We start from the raw sequence: 17,582 nt of genomic DNA, 5'->3' as shown, positions 1-17,582 counted from the left end.
GGACCACGCGCCGGGCTGTGGAACTGTCAGCCTCCTCGACCGTCCTTGTTCACAACCACCCCACTTGGCTCCCTTCGATCACGGTTGATCACGCTCAAGCACATTGAAACACAACGGTTTTTCGGCTTGCGTACTGGGGGCGATATTGGCATATTGGGGGCGGCTAGAGGGGGACCAAAAGGCTCTCCGACCCCGGTTACCGCTCCCGGTTTCTCCTCCACCGTTCCCAGTTTCGGGAGGAGGAAATGTCATGCCAAGCCTTACCGATGCCGCCATTCGACAAGCCCTGAAGCGCGTGGAGGTGAGTGGCAAGCAGGAGAACCTCGCCGATGGCGAAGGGCGCGGGACCGGCCGCCTGGTCCTTGTGCTCAAGCCCATGCCCAAGCGCGTGACTGCGGACTGGATGGCGCAGCAGTGGCGCGACAGCAAGCGCATCAAAAAGAAGATCGGCGCCTATCCATCCATGCCGCTCGCTCAAGCCCGCGAGGTCTACAAGCGCGACTTTGCCGACGTGATCCAGAAGGGCCGCAGCATCAAGATCGCGACTGACACGCGGCCCGGCACTGTTGCGGACCTCTTCGAGGGTTATGTCGCGTCACTCAAGGCCGCCGGCAAGCCATCGTGGAAGGAAACGGAGAAGGGCCTCAACAAGATCGCCGACACGCTGGGACGAAATCGTCTCGCTCGCGAGATCGAGCCCGAGGAAATCGTCGAACTTATCCGGCCGATTTATGAGCGCGGCGCGCGGTCAATGGCAGACCATGTCCGGTGCTATATCCACGCCGCCTTTAGCTGGGGCATGAAGTCGGACAACGATTATCGCAACACTTCGCCTCGCCGGTTCCGTATTCCCTTCAACCCGGCTTCGGGCATCCCGACTGAACCTAAGGTCCAGGGTACGCGCTGGCTTAGCGACGACGAATTCGTGCGGCTCTATCGCTGGCTCGAATGCCCCGACACGCCTGTCACCCCTTCCTATCTACGTGCCGTGCAGCTCATCATGCTAACCGGCCAGCGGGTGGAGGAGATCGCGCGCTTCCACATCGATCAATGGGATGCGGCCGAACGCATCATCGACTGGTCCAAGACCAAAAACTTGCAGCCCCATGCCGTCCCGGTGCCGTCGCTCGCCGCCGATCTTATCGCGTCGATCAAGCCGAACGAATTCGGCTGGTTCTTCCCCTCGGCGAAAGACCCCTCCAAGCCGGTCAGCCACGGTACGCTCTATAGCTTCGTCTGGCGCCAGCGCGACCGTGGCGTGATCCCCTACGCGACAAACCGGGATCTCCGGCGCACCTTCAAAACCCTCGCTGGCAAGGCAGGGATTTCGAAAGAGATCCGCGACCGTCTCCAGAACCACGCACTCCAGGATGTCAGTTCGAAAAACTATGACCGCTGGAATTACATGCCCGAGAAGCGGGCGGGCATGGCGAAGTGGGATAAGTACGTGCGTGCGCTGCTAGCCAAGAAGAAGGACGGCGGCACGCTGAAAAAGGCCGCATGAACTGGCGCAACGTCTTGATCATCGCCGCCCTCGCGGCCGCCGGCTTCGCCGCGCCCGCCCGCGCTGATCCCTGCGAATCCGCCCTCCCTTCCCGTGAGGGCACCGTATTCAGCGGCACTGTTCGGTACGTCGGCGATGGCGACAGCCTCTGCGTCGGTCGAACCGGAAATCCGGCTGAATGGATCGAGGTTCGACTGGCCGATTTCAATGCCCCAGAGCTGCATGAGCCCGGCGGATCGGCGGGGAAGCAGGCGCTAGAGCGGCTGGTTCTCGGCCGGCCCGTTACCTGCACGACCGAGCGTGGCAGGAGCGGACGCGTCATATCGTTCGATCGGGTTATCGCACGCTGTCGGACTGGTCAGACAAACCTCGGAGACCTTCTTCGCGCTGCAGGAATCTCGGAGGGCGGGCATTGAAGCGCCGCGCCTCACATTGACACAACATAGCCTGGAAGCTATATGACTTGGGAAGTTAGGCTGCATGATGCCTTCGAGGCGGAGTTTGCTGTCCTTGAGCGCGACGTCCAAACGGAACTCCTCGCTGTCGCCAGGTTGCTTTCCGAATATGGCCCCCTCCTCGGTAGGCCATATGTGGACACGCTCAACGGCTCCAAACACGCCAATATGAAGGAGATGCGCTTCTCAGCCGCCGATGGCGAATGGCGCGCCGCCTTCGCCTTCGACCCGGAGAGGAAGGCAATCCTGCTCGTGGCGGGCGACAAATCTGGCGGTAGCCAGAAGCGTTTCTACAAGCAGCTTATCACGAAGGCGGATTCACGATTTTCCGAGCATCAGGAAAACCTAAAAGCCGCAAAGAAGGGAAAGTGAGATGGGCCGGAGCCTGGACGAAATCATTGCAGAGCTACCGCCAGAGCGCCAAGCGGACGTCGAGGCCCGCTATCAGGTCCTAAAACAGGAAGTCGAGGGCTTGCGCGAGTTGCGCCTGATCGCCGGCAAGGCTCAGGCCGACATCGCGACCGCGCTCAATATTAAGCAGCCGTCCGTTTCAAAGATCGAGAGCCAGGCGGACATGTACCTCTCCACGCTCCGCAGCTACATTGAGGCGATTGGCGGACAGCTGGAACTGATCGTAAAGCTCCCGGCCCGCCCAGCCTTCACACTCCATCATCTTGGCGACACGGCGGCCGACCATGCGCCGCGGGTGCCCCCGGTGACGCGGCGGCGCAGGCACGCCTAGCAGCCAATGACCGAGGCGCACCCTGACACGCAGGGCGACGAACATCGCTTATTCGAGCGCATTTCGCGCGAGAGGTTTGATGCCCTGGCCCTGTGGGGCATGCCACGGCAGATGCGCGAGGACACGCTAAGCGCCTCACATTGGTCCGCCGACAACGAACGGGTGATCGCGGGCGTTTTCCACGTCATCGCCACCAAGCAATTCATGTGCGTCGCCTTCGCTCGAGATACGGCTGGCCGATATCGGCCGTTCCAGCGATCCCATTTTCTGCCCAGCGCACGGGCGGGCGAACTTGCTCTTAAGCGAGACTTCGGCCGCGGCTTACTGACTGCTCAACCGGAATTCCCAGCGGCCGACGCACAGCCGGAAGGGGTCGATCTGTTTGCGACCCTCGGTAACATCGGACGTCATCACGACGCCTACGTCATGCTGCGCGACGGATTCAATCAGGGCGCAGCGCGTGCCTTGCTCGAAGAGGTCTCCCGCTGGGTTCCCGACCTTGACGGCAACCTCGCCCGAGATTTCCAAACCAGCGGCTACAGCGCGCGCGTTTGGGAACTCTATTTGTGGGCCGCGCTCCGGGCGCTGAACTTCGACATGGACTACACGCACGCAGCCCCGGACTTCTGCGTCAGGAAAGGCGGGAAAACAGTCTTCGTCGAGGCGACCACGGTCAATTCGCAGGACACCTTCAGCTCGGCGGTAGGCGCGGGCCCACCGCCGGACGCGCCCGAACAGCTTTGGCCGTTCCTCGAGAACCAGATGCCACAGAAGTTCGGGTCGCCGCTCTTCTCGAAAATGAAGAAGCGCTACTGGGACAAGGCCCATGTGGCGGGCCATCCGCTGCTGCTAGCAATCGCCGACTTTCATGCGCCGGCGTCAATGCGCTGGTCGCAAGCCGCCCTGCCGTTCTATCTCTATGGGCTGTGGATGGTGACGACCGTCGACACCGACAACCAGCTCGTTGAACTCCTCGTGCCAGGCCCCGACCATGTCGTAGGCGGCAAGGTAGTGCCGACGAATTTCTTCGCGCAGCCGGACGCGGAGCACATATCCGGAGTCTTGTTCTCGAACGCGGGGACGATCGTCAAATTCAGCCGCATGGGCACCCGCGCCGGTTTCGGTGATCCATGGGTCAGCCTGGTTCGAAAGGGCGTATTGATTGATCCGGCGACCGGCATGGCCAGCGCCGTTCCGTTCAACATCGACGTCGAGAGCCCCGACTATGCCGAGGGGTGGTCCGATGAACTCATTCTATTCCACAATCCGCGAGCACTTCATCCGGTGGATCAGGCGCTCTTCCCCGGCATCACCCATGTCCATCTCGACGATGGAGAGTACGTCGTTCATGGGCCGTCGGTTGCTGTCCTCCACTCGACGACGACCTCCTACGACTTCCTGCGCCGCCATGACGGTCGGCCGGCCTGGTTGAGCGCGTCGGTCGAGGCCGCCGCTGACGAACCGGGGCCGTTTACCGCTCCAGCCTGACCCTCAATCTGCGGGCCCGTTCCTGGAAGGCGCCTTCGCCACCTTCCAGTATATCGCAAACCGCTTTTCTGATCTCTGCGTTCTCTAGCCCCCCGGACTGGTACGTAATCGGCGGCAAGGCGCCGTGCGGATGCGGTCCTGACTCGGCGATGATGATCTGATCGGCGTCGGTATTGATCACCAGGTTCGCGTTGTGCGTCACCATGATCACCTGGCGGTTTGATTTGGCTTCGATGAACAGGCCGACCAGCTCCTCGAAAACGGATTTCGGGTCGAGGTTTTCTTCCGGCTGATCAATGATCAGCGGGCGGCCGTCGCCATCGTCCAACGCCAGATAGAGCAGCAGCAAAACGATACCGCGGGTCCCGGGCGACAGCTTCCGTATATCCACGCCATCATATTCGATGCCGTAGTGGATCGCGATGTGATCCGTGCCGAACAGCCATTGGGCGAACCGCTTCGACCAGGCTCGGAACTCCACCTGCTCAGTGTGGGCGACCGGCGAATGATCAAGCAATTCCTTCTGATACAGCCGACGAAACTCCGCCATCGCCGACACCACCTCAGCGGACGAGCCCGTCTCCCACGCCTGCTTGAGGACCTCGTTCGCCTTCTGAAGCAGGGTGCCCTTGCCCCTGAACGCCCCACCCTTGCGGAGATCGATCAATCCGTCCTCGGCCTGCCCCGCCCATTGCGCGACATCGGCGACCCGCGCCACCGAGAATGACAGCTTCTTCAATGTACCGGACGCGGCCGCCAAACGCGCCATCAGCGGCCCATATAGCTCCTTCAGGACGGTCTGCTCGGCAACCAGGGCATCGAAGGCCCGGCCATAGGCTTCTTCGCGCTGGGTCTGCAGGTCCCGCGCGCGATCTTTCGCGCCCTTGCTGTCATCCAGCTTGCCGGTGAGCGTCTGCATCGCCGCCGTCTCGGTGGCGATCCGGCCCGACAGCGCGGAGTACTGCCGTTGGGTCTCCTTGTCGGAACTGACCAGCTTTTCCAGCCGCGCCATTTCGGCCTCCAACACCGCCTGCGATAGCGTCGAGAGGTCCGCATCGTCCGGGAAGAACGCGGTATTCGGGTCTCCGGGGGCCGGCGCAATCCCTTTTAGCTCGGCTATCTTGCCATCGACCCATTTGACGTAGCCGGTGAGATTATCGTCGACCTTGCCCTTATAATCCAAGATGAAGGCGGCCCACTGCTCCTCGGACATTTCGCTGTGCGTGTGCCTCGACTGCGTCTGACGCAAGGCCTCAGGCGCCTGATTGCGCCGAAGGTCCTTCACTTCGTCCTGAAGGGCGAGGAAAGTCTGACGCTGGTTCGTATACCGCCGCAACGTGCTCCTGACCTCGTTCGTCGCGCCGGCGAGTTCGGTATGGCGCTGGGCCCTCTTTTCGCTGCCGGCGGAAACAAGCTTCGCGCGGTCGGCGGTGTAGGCGTCCACCAGCTTCTTTTTCTGGGCGACCAGAGCCTCATAGCTCGCAACCAGCTTTTCCTTCTCGAGTTCGGTGCTGATGCGCTCCGAGATTTGGGAGACGGCCTCGGCCTCGCGGTCGCGCGCCAGGCGATGGCGTGAGGCGCGATGTTCCAGCAGCTCGGCGAAGTCCAAGGCGCCGTCGCGATCATGATCGGGATGTGCCTCAAAAATCACCCGTTCGATCTCACGCAGCAGCCCGTCGGTCAGGCCGCTCGACGAGCACAGCTCCTCGACGAATTGCTGCGACAGGTAGCGCGCACGGGCATAGCTCAGCGGACCGTTGGCGTCCGACCCGTCCAAGGACCGCGTGCTTGGATCGCCCGCCGCCCAACTGACCTTCACCCTGCCTTGGCCAATCAGGGGCCGCGCTCGCACGAGAAACGATGGGTTCGCCCATTCGTCAGCGGCCCAGGCCTCATCCGATATGGAATCGCATCCGGCTGCGATCATGTCGGCGAGCGCCGTCTTGCCCGACCCTCGCGCGCCGATGATGGCGACGAGGCCGGAATTCAAAGGAATGGTCAACGTCTGCAACCAAGGCGCATCAAGGATCTGAATATCCGAGATGACTTGGGATGGCGTCGCCGAGGTCGGCGGCTCCGTGCCGACGTGGGCGCGGCCGCGCGGATCAATGCAGGCCTGCCGCAGGGAGTCGAATTCCAACCCGCCTTTGATCCAGGAGAACCGATCGCCGAATGGCGTCGCAACGTCTTCGAGCTTGTGCGCGTCGCTGCCATAAAGACACGGCTTCAGGCCGCCATATCGGGCGCGGATCTCCTTCGGGTCCAGATCCCTCTGCCCAAGCCAGAATTCGCGCTGCGCCTCGCTACTGGCGAAGATGACATCGGCAAAACCCTCGATCTCCCGCCGGATGGTGTGGTCGGCGGCCTCCCTCACCCCGGACGTGCCGTCGGTAGCGCCGCCCGCGACGGCGATGAGGATATTCTTCTTTGCCCAACCGCTCTCGCCGAACACCTCACGCAACTGCCTGAAATTGACCTTGAACTGGTTTGCTCCGTAGGCCAGGGCGGCGCCGTCGTCGGCGATGCTCGGGTCGGCCTTCTTTCCAAGACGTATCAGGTCGGCGCGGGTGCAGTCGTAGCGATCCTGCTGCACGGTGAAGTGCAACCGAGACAGGAGACGCTGCAGCTCTGCGATATGGTCCACGTCTTCAGGGCTGACGAACAGATGCAGATTCACGAACCCGCCCTTGGCGGTCGCTACATCCAATCTCAACTCTACATTTGGGAATATTAGCGTCGCTGATGGCAGCCGCCCGTCGGCCTTATGCTGCAACACCTGCTGATATGTCTCGGTGACATAGTAGTCGGTAACGGCGATCGCCTCGATTAGGGGCGTAGCGGCCTCAAGCGCAGATAGATAATCCTCCCACGCCGTAAGGCCGGTGAACTGGTTGTTCATCACCGTACCGGGCGCATGGATATGAGGCTCCCAGCGGCGCCACTCAGATCCTCGACTAATCATGCTCCCCCCACTTCTTCTTTTACGCCACCTTATCGTGTAGCGACCATCAACTCGCGCGCAATGCCGCTAGCCCTCGAATCCCTCTTTCGGCGACCACCTTCTGGTCTCGAACTTGCGTGAACGGAAAGGATCGCCCAGCAGCGCAAGGCCGTCGCGAAACAGCGCGTAGTTATATTCAGAGCCATCAACGCGCCGACCGCGGCTACCCTCGCCAATGCTGAAGCCGACGGGGTCAAAGCTGGGCAGGTCGAGCCGCGCTGGACGACCGTCGCCGGCGGTCCGGATCATACCCGTGAGACTGTTGAGGAACGTCGTACAGGCGGTCTCCTCCATGACGAACCAGCCAACCGACTCGCCGAGGAAACCTCGGGCGGTCAGGTCGCGAATAGCGTGGTGTCGCCAAACCGGATCGTCCCAGAATCCATCGTGCCACCAATGGGGAAGCAGAGCCGGCCAGATCGAAAAGGCGCTTCCGAGATACCAGCGCCCGGCATAGGGCAATCGAACAAAGGCCACTTGGCCGGCATCCACCGGCACCTCGCCCGGCGCATTGATCCAGTCGATCCAATTGACGACCTGGCTTGCACCCATGAGTAGGAAGTTCGAGCGGTGCGTTGCCAGGGCCATCGGCGTGGAAACTCCGCCACCAGTAGGAAGCTGGGCTGCGGGCGGCGGCGAAGCCTTTTTCTTGGGCTTCGGAATCCGGGTCTCGGCCAAGCTCAGGAACGCCCCCGTCGTTCCCGGCGTAGAGCCAAAAGCGACGGAGTAGCCGTGGACGACATGGCCGAAAGGTGATGGCTTGTTGACGTAGGGCTTCACCTGTCGGGCATATTTGCGCTTGGCCTGTGCGGCGACGGTCTTTGCCGTCGCATTCGCGGCGAACGAGCCGTGCGCCTCGGCCAGCACCACCCCGTGCCCATCCACATTCCCCCCGTCATAAAGAAAGTCGGCATGAGGATTGAGCGCCTTGGACAGGCAGGCCGCGTTGGCGCGCCACACATAGCCCAAGGCGTTCATATAGAGGTCCGTGACCCAGCCCCGCAACGGGCCGCAAACAGCGTCCTCTCGGTGTCGGCCAGGTCTCCAAAATCCTGCGTCAGCTCGAACGCTGACCCGTTCGAGATCAGGCATTCCAACTGCGCCAGCGCGCTCTTCTGAAGTCCCGCGAGCAACTGCGGTCGAGCTTGGCGCGTCGTCGCCGTTCTGGCGACGGCGGCAGCCAGGGCAATCGGTCCGAAGGTCAGAGTCGGTGTGGCCACGGGCGCCTGAAAAAGGGGTGATACCGGGCTAGGAACGTGCCGATGCTTGGTATGAGTGGTCAGGTCGACAGTTAAATCGACGTCCCACAAATCTCCCGTGGAAATCAAAGCGCTCATTCGTTCCCCCTGACACGCAATATACTTAGCTATTCAGTAAAATCTCCAGGGTCTGGATCGACGAGCAACCCTTCCGCCAGTTCCGACAGCCACGGCGAGACATCCTCGATCCGCACGTCGTTGCCATGAACGGCATAATACTCACGAACCGTCCGAAACTGGTCGCCGAAGCGCTCCGAGAACAATTTCTGCAGTTTGTCGTTCCGGCTGAGCACGCTGGATAACGCCCGGCCGCCCTGCAGGAATTTGAGTGCGTGCTCGGTGCCCAGCAAATAGAGGTGTTTCCGCTTGGGCGTCGGATGGCCCGCGAGCAGCACGTAATCCTTGAAGACGGAGTTCTGCCGTATGGATTCTGCGCCGCCACGCCAACGTATGAATTTGAACTCCGCGACCCGGACGTTTGTCTCCAGATCGAATTCTCGACCTGTGTTGCCGGCGCCGAGCGAGACATATTCAACCTTCTCGCCCGGCTCCAGAATATGCGGCAAGCACAGCAGAATGCCGAGAGCGTGAATCGTCACATTGATCTGGCCGGCCAGCCGTTTCATTTCCGCAGCCGCGGCCAACACCTCACGACCCGCGCCAGACCCTTCAAGGAATGTGTCGCAGTCGTCCGCCGAAACGCCCCGAACAGCCCCCTCGATACGCCCGAGCGTATGGGTCAGGTCTGGTCCGGTGAACTCCGACAGGAGCCGGATGACCCTGGCTGGATCGGATTTCAAGAGGCGTCTCCGACCAGGGCCTTCAATCGGCCGATCTGATTGTAGTTGATGACCCGCGCGTCGGCGCCGATCACCGGAAAGCGGCTGATCACGTAGTGTTCGATCTTCTCCAGCCCAAGCTCGCCTTTGAGCAAATCCTCCCGCTTGAGTTCCTTTTGAAGCGCTCGGCGATAGTAATTTGTCAAAGAACGATTGTAGCGGACGAACAGAGCCCGGTCTGACTCGACCTTCGACAGATCGATCCAGTTATTTTTGCATTGGAAATTGTAGATCGCATCACGATGGGTGGTGACGACATCAAATTCTTTGCGGTTGATCCGCTTGATGTCCGTCACATGAAAGCCCAGCGTGCTCAGATCGCGCTTCACCATATCCTCGAAGATGAAGCCAGCATGGATCTGGAAGCGACGGCGGCTGCCCAGATGGACGTTCTTGAAAACGTATAGGAACCGCGACAGCAAATTGACGTTCGAGACGACCGCATCGCCCACGTCGATAAACGGCTCATAGGCGTTGCTATTGGTGGCGTAGCCGGACGGCGCGTTGACCAGCAGGCCTTCAAGTTCGCCAGGGTCAAACACCGATTGCGCCCGCAGCATCGCCTGGAATTTCGGCTTTTCGATTTCCACGAAATAGTCGTCGCGAGCATGGCGCGAGAAGGCCGTTATCAGCAGCGCCATGGTCGAAAAGTCGGAATCGTTCAGACCGAAGGCGGCGTAGGTGGCGCCGATCAACTTCACCGAATTTCGGAGCTCGGCCGCCGAGAATATCTTCTTCGGGTCCAGCGGCTCCATACGCGGCATGACAATCTGGTCTCGGCGAAGTTCGCCCATGACGTGGATTGAGGCCCGTTCCGGCTCGAGGAAATAATCGTCCAGGGTGTCGAACTCATGGCTCGCCATCGCGCCGATCTCGTCAACTTCCAGGCTGAAGGTGTCTAACGCCTCCAACTGAGCCAGCTTGAGGTGGAATCCGGTGATCGCGACGCAGCTATGCTCGACCTGCGGGAGAAGCACATTTAGCGTGTCCAACGGCACGAGCGCGTCAGTACCCCCGCACGCGAAGGGCATGGTGTACAACAGCGAGACCATGTGCCGTCGGCGCGATTGGAAATAGTCGACGGCGGCGCCCACCGTGTCGAGCGTGATGCCGGGGCCGAAGGCCGCCTGGCCATGCATCTTGAAAGCAATGGCGATAGCCGCCGTCTGCAGCATCGTCTGAAGATAGCGGCTGACGACGCCCGCTTCAAAGCGTGGCGACAGAATCTTCCGAATCGTCCGGAAGGTGGGTTCGATATTGGACATCAGGCGATGGTCGAGAGGCATCGAACGTAGGCGTGCCTCGACGCGCGGATCGTCGATGCCGAACCATGGAATGTTGATGAATTCTTCGACGGCCCTGATCGTCCCATGCCAGGCAGGAAAAGCGTCCGCCAACCGATATCGCCCAAACACGGAAAGAATGCCGTCTCCATGGGCGGTCAGCTGCGCTTCGATCAACGATCGGGCGGCGTCACCGGAAACCCTCCGCATTCCGGCTAACGGTGGAAGACCGGCACCCTCCATCTATTGACCTGCCGCCGATGCAGCTGCGCGCTGGAATTCCACATCGAACACAGCCTTGAGCTTCTCGACGCCATACGCTTTGAAATGGGAGGCATGCACATAGGCATCCAGCCACGCCGCCTCGAGCGCCTTCGAAGGTGCGAGCTGGCGATAGTTTCCGATGATGAATTCAAGGCTCTCCGACGGGATGTAACCGTGGAAGTTATCGCCGCTCGCGATGGCCGCCCGCACATTGCTGGCGGCCAGTTCAGTGAGCCCCGTGAAGTCGATCCCCTTCGTCGAAGGCGCGGCCTCTGCGAAAACGCCCTCACGATGCGAGGAGCCGCCCCCGATCACGCATGTACCTCATCAGGCTGGCCAGACAGCGCAACGACATTTGCCGCGCCGAACCAAACCGTCAGCTTGGCCATAGCGTTTGCGGTCAGGAGCTGGGTGAAGAGCAGCGCCAGGCGAACCTTGGGCCGGGAGCAAGCAACGTAGAAGAGATTTCGATTATTCTCGAAAAACTCCAGCTTGTCGGCCGGCGGCCCAGCGTCGATCCATTCGAGCATCTGGGCAAAATTATACTTGTTCCAGCCCCTGCCGACGATCACGAGCACGTTTTCAAACTCGGCGCCCTTCACACCATGCTTCGTTGCAAACGGCGTATGGCCATCAATGAATCGGTCGAGCGCTATAACCTCCAAGTACGGGACAGCCCGTAGCTTGCGTAGCTGAGTGACACGCCGCGACTCTCCCTCGACGGGCTCAGGCCCCGTTTCCGTTAGCCTTCTCTCGCGTTCCTCCACCGCTTCGGGAAGCCGCATGTGCGGCTGCGCAGCGATGAAATCGATCACCTCGCCGATCGATCCGGAGAGCCGTAGCGCAATCAACGCCGCCATCGCATCAGCCCATGCGACCTTGTCCAGGTGCTTGCGAATGCGCGGCATGCCTGTGCCGAAGCACTCGAACATATCGCCGTAACGCTGCGCTTCGAACGCCGCGCAGGCCGGTTCGAGTTGGTCGGTCAGGAACTTGATATGAGGATCATCTTTCTTCAGCCACGGGTCGTTGAACTGACCGTAGATCGGCGGGATGCTCGCGTAACCTTGTTCGCGAGCCAGCACGCTGTGGCTGAGCATGAGTATCTTGGTCTTCCCGACTGCGAAATCCCAGCCTTCGCCGCCGAGCCGTTCCTTGATGTGACTGAAATATACTCTGGCCGCATCGGCACTGGTGTCGCCGGTCCAATGGCCGCCGCCCTGTCCAGTACGCCTCACGCCCGGCCAGGCATTGGTGTGGAAGACGCGCGCTTCGCCAGGCGCGTCAGGGTCGCTCACCATCTGCGGCAGATCGGGGCGCATACGGTTTAGCATCTGCACGATCGGGTCCGCTGATCGGAAGTTGGCGTTCTTGTCGATCACCGAAAGCGCGGCGTGCTCAACCGAGCCGCACCCATCGCCATAGATCTTCTGCCAATGGTCGCCAAAAAGCCCGATCAATGGCCCTTCGCCGCGATCGAGAAACCAGGCCTTAAGCGCATCGACAAACCCTGCGTCGGTGTCCTGATATTCGTCGATCAGCAGCACCGGATAGCGCGCGGTCAACACCGCGCGAAACTTGGGAAGCGCCATGGCCTGAATCATCAACGCCAGCACGTCCTCGTGCCGGATCGTGACCTGCTCCTCCCCGACACTGGGATAGCCAAGCTCATAATGCACCCGCCGCGCACCGATGCCGCCAGTGGGCTCCAGCCTCTCGGCCCAACCGGGCAATTCGGGCACGAGCATACGCAGCGTCGTCTGGAAATCCTGCAGGATCGACCAGCAAAAGCCATGGACGGTTTCAGGCCGCACCGCCGGATGAGCTTCGATACGCGAGATTATCTCGTCCTTGGCGACGTTAGTGTATGTGATGCAGCCAACCTGCTGGCGCTGGCGAAGTAGCTCTGTGCCGCGCCGGTCGATGAGACGGCGAAGCGCCTTGTCGAGCGAATAGGTTTTGCCCGCTCCGGCGCCCGCTTCCAGACGAAAGCTTCTCCCTTCGTCGAGGCATGCGAACATCCGTTCAAGCGCGACGCGGCCGGCGGCGTTGGCGGGACTTTCGGCGCCGTCAGCCATTTTCGCCAACCTCAGCGACATTCACGGCGACACCGGCCACTCCCGCAACGATCTCGACAGCGACAGCGGGCGGCGGCTCCAAAGGCGCGGGGTTACCCTGGGCCAACCAGCGCAAGCCATCCGAAATGTAGCGGGGCACATTCCAGTCCGTGTGTTCGATCGCGTGCTCCAATGCGAACGTCGACTTTTTCTGCTCGGCCGCGTGCTCATAGGCGAGTGCAGCGGCATCCCCATCGCCAAGTGGGAAGCGCTCGGGATTTGCGAGAATGAACGCATCTTCAAAGCTACGCGCGCACGGCCCGCCGTCCGCCTCCGGGATCTGATAGGCAAGGCGGCGACTGCCAGTCATCTTGTCGGGCGACGACTTCGCCAACAATGCAGCCGGCGACACTGCATTTCCAAACCAGGCCTTGATGCAGCCGTTGCTGGTGAACTGACCGTCCGCGACAGGAACCGCCATGTGCTTCCCTTTGTCATTCGGCTTCACCGCGTCGATGTCGGTGATGATCAGCGCGCGCAACTCAAGGAAGGCGAGGAGATCGAAAAACCGGTGCGCGTAAGCGCCACCGACCTCCATCACCGTCAGATATTGGCTACTGAGCTGTGGCTCGCCAGCGGCCGCAGCATCAGTCTTCCGGATCATCGCGGGGAGCAAGAGCCGCTCCGACGTGCCTTCGATGAGTACGGCCTTGTCAGCGAAGAATAGGTCACATCGAGTCAGGGTTAGATATTGGTGCAAGAATTCACGGTCGGGGGCCGGCGCATCGCCCATTCCCTGTCGCAGGTCCTTGATGACCGACCGACGTAAGCCATCGCCGTCCGCCACAGATAGGAAATACCGCATGGACTCAAAGCGCGCTTCATTCGCCATGTGCGGAGAATGCGTGGTCACGACGAACTGCACCGGCCAAGGACGGTTCTCGTTGAGCTGCGCGACGAACGCGCTCGTGATCTGGTCGAGCTGACGAATGAAGACCTCTTGCATCTGCGGATGCAGATGGGCCTCCGGCTCCTCAATGAAGACCAAATGCACGCCGGCCGCCGCCGGACTTGCCTGATATTCGCGAAAGAAGCGCAGCAGCTGAAGCAGCATGTAGACGAGGTTGCGCACGCCGAGCCCATTGTAAGTTTCGGGCAAAGTGACGCCGTTCACGCCAACATAGCGGACCTTAGTATGGTCGTTCAGGAGCTTGTCGACATCGAAGCTCGTTTCCGTGACGAGCCCGGGGTCAGCCAAGCCTGGATAGCCGAACAGATCGAACGTGGGCAGCAAGGAGGTAAGCTTCGCATTGAAGCCGACATGCAGGTCTCCCTGAATCTGTTCCACCGCAGCCTTCAGCTGCTCGGCCGTCGTTCGCTTTTCCGGGTCGAGCGGATCGGTCAACGCCGACTGAAAGAGCACTTCAACGACCTTGCCGAGCACATCGCGTTCGCGATGGGTGTCGTCATCCAGTCCGCGCTGCGCGTTGATGAAGCCCCCGTGGATCAGGGCGGTGAGCGTCTTCGGTTCCAGGGCCTTGCGATTGGTCGGGTCATTGGGATCGACCGCCTCAAGCGACGACGCATAAGCCGCCGGCAACCGGCTACCGAGCGCGCGAAACAGGGCGATGCGGTCGGCAGCCACGTCCTCGCCTGGCGCAACTATGCCGGCGAACAGCGTCTCGGCTGCCGTCGCTCGTGGACCAAAGGTGAGAACCAGCCTCGCTTCTGAACAGTCTGGATTGAGATCGATGATGCAGTCGCTGAGCGGCCCAAGATCCGGTGCATCGACATCATAGGCAATGTCGAGCGTGATCGTGATCGACGGGAGGTGTCCGCGGACATCGGAGGACTCGGCGCCAGCCCGGAAAGCATCGAATGCGGTCCAAAAGCACTCATGACATCCGAGGGAGAAATCCTCCAGTTTGAACGCCAGGGTCCGTTCGGAAAGGAGCCGGCGGAATAGCTCGGCGATCGAGGTCTTGCCGCTGTTATTGCGGCCGACGATGAGCGTGGTCCGCTCCTCTAGTCCTATCGCTACCTTTCGCAGGAGCCGGAAATTTTCGATCTCCACATGCTTGATTCGCATTCGTTTCCGCCCCTTATCCCGCCCACGCCCATTTTCTCGACTATTCCGGCGCTAACAACTCTATTCTGTTTCGGTGTGTCTCGAAATTATTCATTCGATTCTTGACGCTACCCGGTGCCACCACGAGGCAACGCTCAAGATCGCTGCGGGCGATCAGCTCCTTGATCAACAACCCGGCCATGATTGTCTTGCCAGCCCCGGGATCGTCCGCCAGCAAGAACCGGAGCGGCTGACGCGGCAGCATCTCGCCATAAACAGCTGAAATCTGATGGGGGAGCGGATCGACCAGACTGGTGTGGATCGCCAGATAGGGGTCGAAATAGTGCGCGAGCTTGATTCGGTTGGCCTCGGTCACCAGGCGCAACAAGGCACCATCGCCGTCGAACGACCATGGCCGACCGTTCACCTCAACATGAAGGCGGTATTCGTCATCGCGATAGAGCACGGCCTCGGCAACCGCGCCGTTCAGATCCCGATAGACGACGTTGATGGCCTGATCGCCGATCCAGTCGACCGACAGAATCTGCGTCGCCTGGGGTGAGGCGATGCCGCGCACCGACGCGCCATTCCGGATTTCTTCAAGCCTTGCCATTCCTACCCCTTACTGCCCCTAACCGGCTCCGATATTCACGCTGCAAAATCGGCCTTCTCCAAAGCTGCTGCGGTGTCTTCCTGGTTGACGACAACGATGTGTTGACTGCGCGCGGGCTGCTTTGCGGCATCGTCAAGGAGGCCCAACCGCTTCAACACATAGAACAGCATGGCATAGCGCACGGTGAGGACAGCCGAGCCGCCGTCCATCCCATAATCCTTAGCGACAACGGACTTCTGGCTCGCGGTTAGATCAGGATGTGGCCCGATCTCCACGCCGAAGCGCTCCTGCCACAGCGCGTCCTGTTGAGGGTCCGCACCCGGCTCGCCCAAGTCGCCAGTCCCGAGAATGCGCGGCAAAAGGAAATCTTTGAACTTGTCGGTGACATGGCAATAGGCCCGCGCATGCCAGCGGAAACCGTCATAACCGAAGGCATGAGGCGTGATCCGCCTCCATATGGGGTCAGGCCGCTCCTTGCTCATCGACTGATAGTGCACATCGACCGAACGTCGATCGCGCACGGCGCTCAACACCGTACGAAGCACGCCGGCATCGATGTCGCGACGGGGCGTCAAGGCGATGTCCGTATCGGGAACCTGGGTGATCCAGGAATCCGACAAGTCGATCAGTCCCTCGGCCACCGAACGCAGCCGGGATAGATAGCCGTCCGGGTCAGGCTTGAGAAAGTGCGGCTCGAAATGGTCGCTGGCGACGTAGCGCTTGGCGCTTTTGTCATAGAGGGCGTTGTGCGGCGCGCGCTCCTGATAGAGCGTGAGGTCCTTCGAGGCCTGCGGCACCGACACGTCGAACATATCGATGATGTCCGAGCGGTTGACCCCGCCTTCCCAGAAGAGGCGGAACTCGATGAATTCAAGGCGACGCTCTACCCCCCACTTCAATGCCATCAGGCCATCCACCATCCGAAACTTTCCTTCAACACAGATACAGATAAAAAGTATATGGACACATCTACACGACGTGTATAGTTTCTATTCTCATCATGGAGTCGCGTCAAGCAAAACCGTGATGGCAACAGGAGGAACACGATGGCTAAGACTGGATCCAAGAGCGAAGTAACCAGCAAGAAGGCGGCGAGTGCCGCCGCCCAGGTACTGCGCGATCCCAAATCGAGTGCTGCCGCTAAGTCGGCCGCGGCATCTGCGCTTACGCAGCGCCCGAACAAGAAGTAAGTCAGGGGAGATCGACGATGACCACCATGTCTAATCGGAAGACCATCGTCGCCCATGGCCGCCTGGCGGCGCGCGAGCTTCGCCTCGATGCCGCGCGCCACCGGCGTCACGGCCTGCAAATCATGTCGTTCGAACAATTGGCGGTCCGTCTCGCTGGCGGGTTCGCAAGGTCCATCGACGATGAGAGCCTGCGCACCGCGATCCAGGCCGTTCTGCCGACGACCCCGCTTGGCGAGTTGGAGAGCATCAAACTGCTCCCCGGCATGGTCGGTGCCTCGGCCGACACGCTGCACAAAGCCTGGCGCGCCGGCATCGATATGGCCGCCCGTGCAGGCGAGCATCCCCGCCTCGATTCGATCGCGCGTCTTGAAGCCGCAGTCCTTGCGCAACTGCCGCCCGACATGATGCGCCCCACCGATCTAGTGGCTGCGGCGTGCCAGCGCCTCGATCATGCCAAAGCGGTCCTAGGCCCCGTCGAAATCGTCGGCATCAACGAGCTCTCGCCGTGTTGGCGCGCCCTCCTTCAGGCACTCGCCGACCATACGCCAGTCACCTGGACGGCGGGACCGCGCCCGACGCCATCCTGGCTCGAGGCGACCGGCATCTCGATCACGCGCGTCCCTCGGCAAGCGCCTGCGGTTCGCACCGTCAGTGCTGCCACGGCCTATCACGAAGCCATTGAAGCGATCCGTTGGGCGCGAGGCCTGCTGGCGTCGGGTGAAGCCGAGCCCGCCGACATCGCCATCGCCGCAGCCTCGACCGCCGAATATGATGATCATTTCCTGGCGCTTCGCGCCGACGCAAACCTTGATCTGCACT

The 17,582-nt window shown here is 61.1% G+C and carries 15 protein-coding genes and 2 pseudogenes; 7 read left to right on the top strand and 10 right to left on the bottom strand.

Translation table 11 applies throughout. From position 1 onward, the window contains the following. The first annotated feature begins 250 nt into the window (after positions 1–250). From ABWP09_RS08505 to ABWP09_RS08485, 5 genes are read left to right on the top strand one after another with little or no spacing between them, the layout of a single operon-like run. Positions 251–1,504 carry a tyrosine-type recombinase/integrase gene (locus ABWP09_RS08505; RefSeq protein ID WP_353204714.1) on the top strand — a complete coding sequence of 418 codons (1,254 nt, stop codon included), beginning with the start codon at positions 251–253 and terminating at the stop codon, positions 1,502–1,504. Further along, positions 1,501–1,920 (top strand): thermonuclease family protein, encoded by a 420-nt coding sequence (locus ABWP09_RS08500; RefSeq protein WP_353204713.1) that lies wholly within the window; start codon positions 1,501–1,503, stop codon positions 1,918–1,920. The genes ABWP09_RS08505 and ABWP09_RS08500 overlap by 4 nt, the downstream gene beginning before the upstream one ends. 42 nt (positions 1,921–1,962) lie before the next feature. After that, positions 1,963–2,331 carry a type II toxin-antitoxin system RelE/ParE family toxin gene (locus ABWP09_RS08495; RefSeq protein ID WP_353204712.1) on the top strand — a complete coding sequence of 123 codons (369 nt, stop codon included), beginning with the start codon at positions 1,963–1,965 and terminating at the stop codon, positions 2,329–2,331. A gap of 1 nt (position 2,332) precedes the next feature. Further along, positions 2,333–2,701: an XRE family transcriptional regulator gene (locus ABWP09_RS08490; protein ID WP_353204711.1), complete on the top strand. Its 369-nt coding sequence runs from the start codon at positions 2,333–2,335 to the stop codon at positions 2,699–2,701. 6 nt (positions 2,702–2,707) lie between these two features. Further along, positions 2,708–4,189 (top strand): hypothetical protein, encoded by a 1,482-nt coding sequence (locus ABWP09_RS08485; RefSeq protein ID WP_353204710.1) that lies wholly within the window; start codon positions 2,708–2,710, stop codon positions 4,187–4,189. Here ABWP09_RS08485 and ABWP09_RS08480 read toward each other — a convergent pair. The 10 genes and pseudogenes from ABWP09_RS08480 to ABWP09_RS08435 all read right to left on the bottom strand — a co-directional run bounded on the left by ABWP09_RS08480 (position 4,173) and on the right by ABWP09_RS08435 (position 16,493). Continuing rightward, positions 4,173–7,151: a TrlF family AAA-like ATPase gene (locus tag ABWP09_RS08480; RefSeq protein WP_353204709.1), complete on the bottom strand. Its 2,979-nt coding sequence runs from the start codon at positions 7,149–7,151 to the stop codon at positions 4,173–4,175. The genes ABWP09_RS08485 and ABWP09_RS08480 overlap by 17 nt on opposite strands. 66 nt (positions 7,152–7,217) lie before the next feature. Then, a complete protein-coding gene (locus ABWP09_RS08475; protein WP_353204708.1) occupies positions 7,218–8,168 on the bottom strand; it encodes a hypothetical protein in 951 nt (316 codons plus the stop codon). After that, entirely contained in the window at positions 8,165–8,527 is a 363-nt protein-coding gene (locus tag ABWP09_RS08470) for a hypothetical protein (RefSeq protein WP_353204707.1), read from the bottom strand. Before ABWP09_RS08470 ends, ABWP09_RS08475 begins: the two co-directional genes overlap by 4 nt. A gap of 29 nt (positions 8,528–8,556) precedes the next feature. After that, positions 8,557–9,249, bottom strand: coding sequence for a hypothetical protein (locus tag ABWP09_RS08465; protein WP_353204706.1), 693 nt, complete (start codon positions 9,247–9,249; stop codon positions 8,557–8,559). Beyond that, a complete protein-coding gene (locus tag ABWP09_RS08460) occupies positions 9,246–10,814 on the bottom strand; it encodes a hypothetical protein (RefSeq protein WP_353204705.1) in 1,569 nt (522 codons plus the stop codon). The genes ABWP09_RS08465 and ABWP09_RS08460 overlap by 4 nt, the downstream gene beginning before the upstream one ends. Further along, entirely contained in the window at positions 10,815–11,150 is a 336-nt protein-coding gene (locus ABWP09_RS08455; RefSeq protein ID WP_353204704.1) for a hypothetical protein, read from the bottom strand. Continuing rightward, a complete protein-coding gene (locus tag ABWP09_RS08450) occupies positions 11,147–12,913 on the bottom strand; it encodes a UvrD-helicase domain-containing protein (protein ID WP_353204703.1) in 1,767 nt (588 codons plus the stop codon). The genes ABWP09_RS08455 and ABWP09_RS08450 overlap by 4 nt, the downstream gene beginning before the upstream one ends. Continuing rightward, entirely contained in the window at positions 12,906–14,981 is a 2,076-nt protein-coding gene (locus ABWP09_RS08445; RefSeq protein WP_353204702.1) for an ATP-dependent nuclease, read from the bottom strand. Before ABWP09_RS08445 ends, ABWP09_RS08450 begins: the two co-directional genes overlap by 8 nt. 103 nt (positions 14,982–15,084) lie before the next feature. After that, positions 15,085–15,573: pseudogene (locus ABWP09_RS08440) on the bottom strand (DUF8742 domain-containing protein); the annotation flags it as partial. A gap of 35 nt (positions 15,574–15,608) precedes the next feature. Next, positions 15,609–16,493, bottom strand: a complete 885-nt coding sequence (locus ABWP09_RS08435) for a BrxR family helix-turn-helix transcriptional regulator (RefSeq protein ID WP_353204701.1) — start codon at positions 16,491–16,493, stop codon at positions 15,609–15,611. 126 nt (positions 16,494–16,619) lie between these two features. On the opposite strand from ABWP09_RS08435, the gene ABWP09_RS08430 reads away from it, so the two are divergent. Then, positions 16,620–16,763 (top strand): hypothetical protein, encoded by a 144-nt coding sequence (locus tag ABWP09_RS08430; RefSeq protein ID WP_353204700.1) that lies wholly within the window; start codon positions 16,620–16,622, stop codon positions 16,761–16,763. Positions 16,764–16,780: 17 nt separating this feature from the next. Continuing rightward, a pseudogene (locus ABWP09_RS08425) lies at positions 16,781–17,582 on the top strand (PD-(D/E)XK nuclease family protein); the annotation flags it as partial.

This window comes from Sphingomonas sp. (genome assembly GCF_040398505.1).
GTDB lineage: Bacteria > Pseudomonadota > Alphaproteobacteria > Sphingomonadales > Sphingomonadaceae > Sphingomonas.
This window is presented reverse-complemented; position numbering and strand designations above follow the sequence as displayed.

What these genes read in the sequence shown, in the direction of transcription:
- ABWP09_RS08485 (WP_353204710.1), top strand. Translation starts at nt 2,708, where the DNA reads ATGACCGAGGCGCACCCTGACACGCAGGGCGACGAACATCGCTTATTC.
- ABWP09_RS08450 (WP_353204703.1), bottom strand. Translation starts at nt 12,913, where the DNA reads ATGGCTGACGGCGCCGAAAGTCCCGCCAACGCCGCCGGCCGCGTCGCG.
- ABWP09_RS08435 (WP_353204701.1), bottom strand. Translation starts at nt 16,493, where the DNA reads ATGGTGGATGGCCTGATGGCATTGAAGTGGGGGGTAGAGCGTCGCCTT.
- ABWP09_RS08490 (WP_353204711.1), top strand. Translation starts at nt 2,333, where the DNA reads ATGGGCCGGAGCCTGGACGAAATCATTGCAGAGCTACCGCCAGAGCGC.
- ABWP09_RS08505 (WP_353204714.1), top strand. Translation starts at nt 251, where the DNA reads ATGCCAAGCCTTACCGATGCCGCCATTCGACAAGCCCTGAAGCGCGTG.
- ABWP09_RS08500 (WP_353204713.1), top strand. Translation starts at nt 1,501, where the DNA reads ATGAACTGGCGCAACGTCTTGATCATCGCCGCCCTCGCGGCCGCCGGC.
- ABWP09_RS08470 (WP_353204707.1), bottom strand. Translation starts at nt 8,527, where the DNA reads ATGAGCGCTTTGATTTCCACGGGAGATTTGTGGGACGTCGATTTAACT.
- ABWP09_RS08495 (WP_353204712.1), top strand. Translation starts at nt 1,963, where the DNA reads ATGACTTGGGAAGTTAGGCTGCATGATGCCTTCGAGGCGGAGTTTGCT.
- ABWP09_RS08445 (WP_353204702.1), bottom strand. Translation starts at nt 14,981, where the DNA reads ATGCGAATCAAGCATGTGGAGATCGAAAATTTCCGGCTCCTGCGAAAG.
- ABWP09_RS08480 (WP_353204709.1), bottom strand. Translation starts at nt 7,151, where the DNA reads ATGATTAGTCGAGGATCTGAGTGGCGCCGCTGGGAGCCTCATATCCAT.
- ABWP09_RS08475 (WP_353204708.1), bottom strand. Translation starts at nt 8,168, where the DNA reads ATGAACGCCTTGGGCTATGTGTGGCGCGCCAACGCGGCCTGCCTGTCC.
- ABWP09_RS08460 (WP_353204705.1), bottom strand. Translation starts at nt 10,814, where the DNA reads ATGGAGGGTGCCGGTCTTCCACCGTTAGCCGGAATGCGGAGGGTTTCC.
- ABWP09_RS08430 (WP_353204700.1), top strand. Translation starts at nt 16,620, where the DNA reads ATGGCTAAGACTGGATCCAAGAGCGAAGTAACCAGCAAGAAGGCGGCG.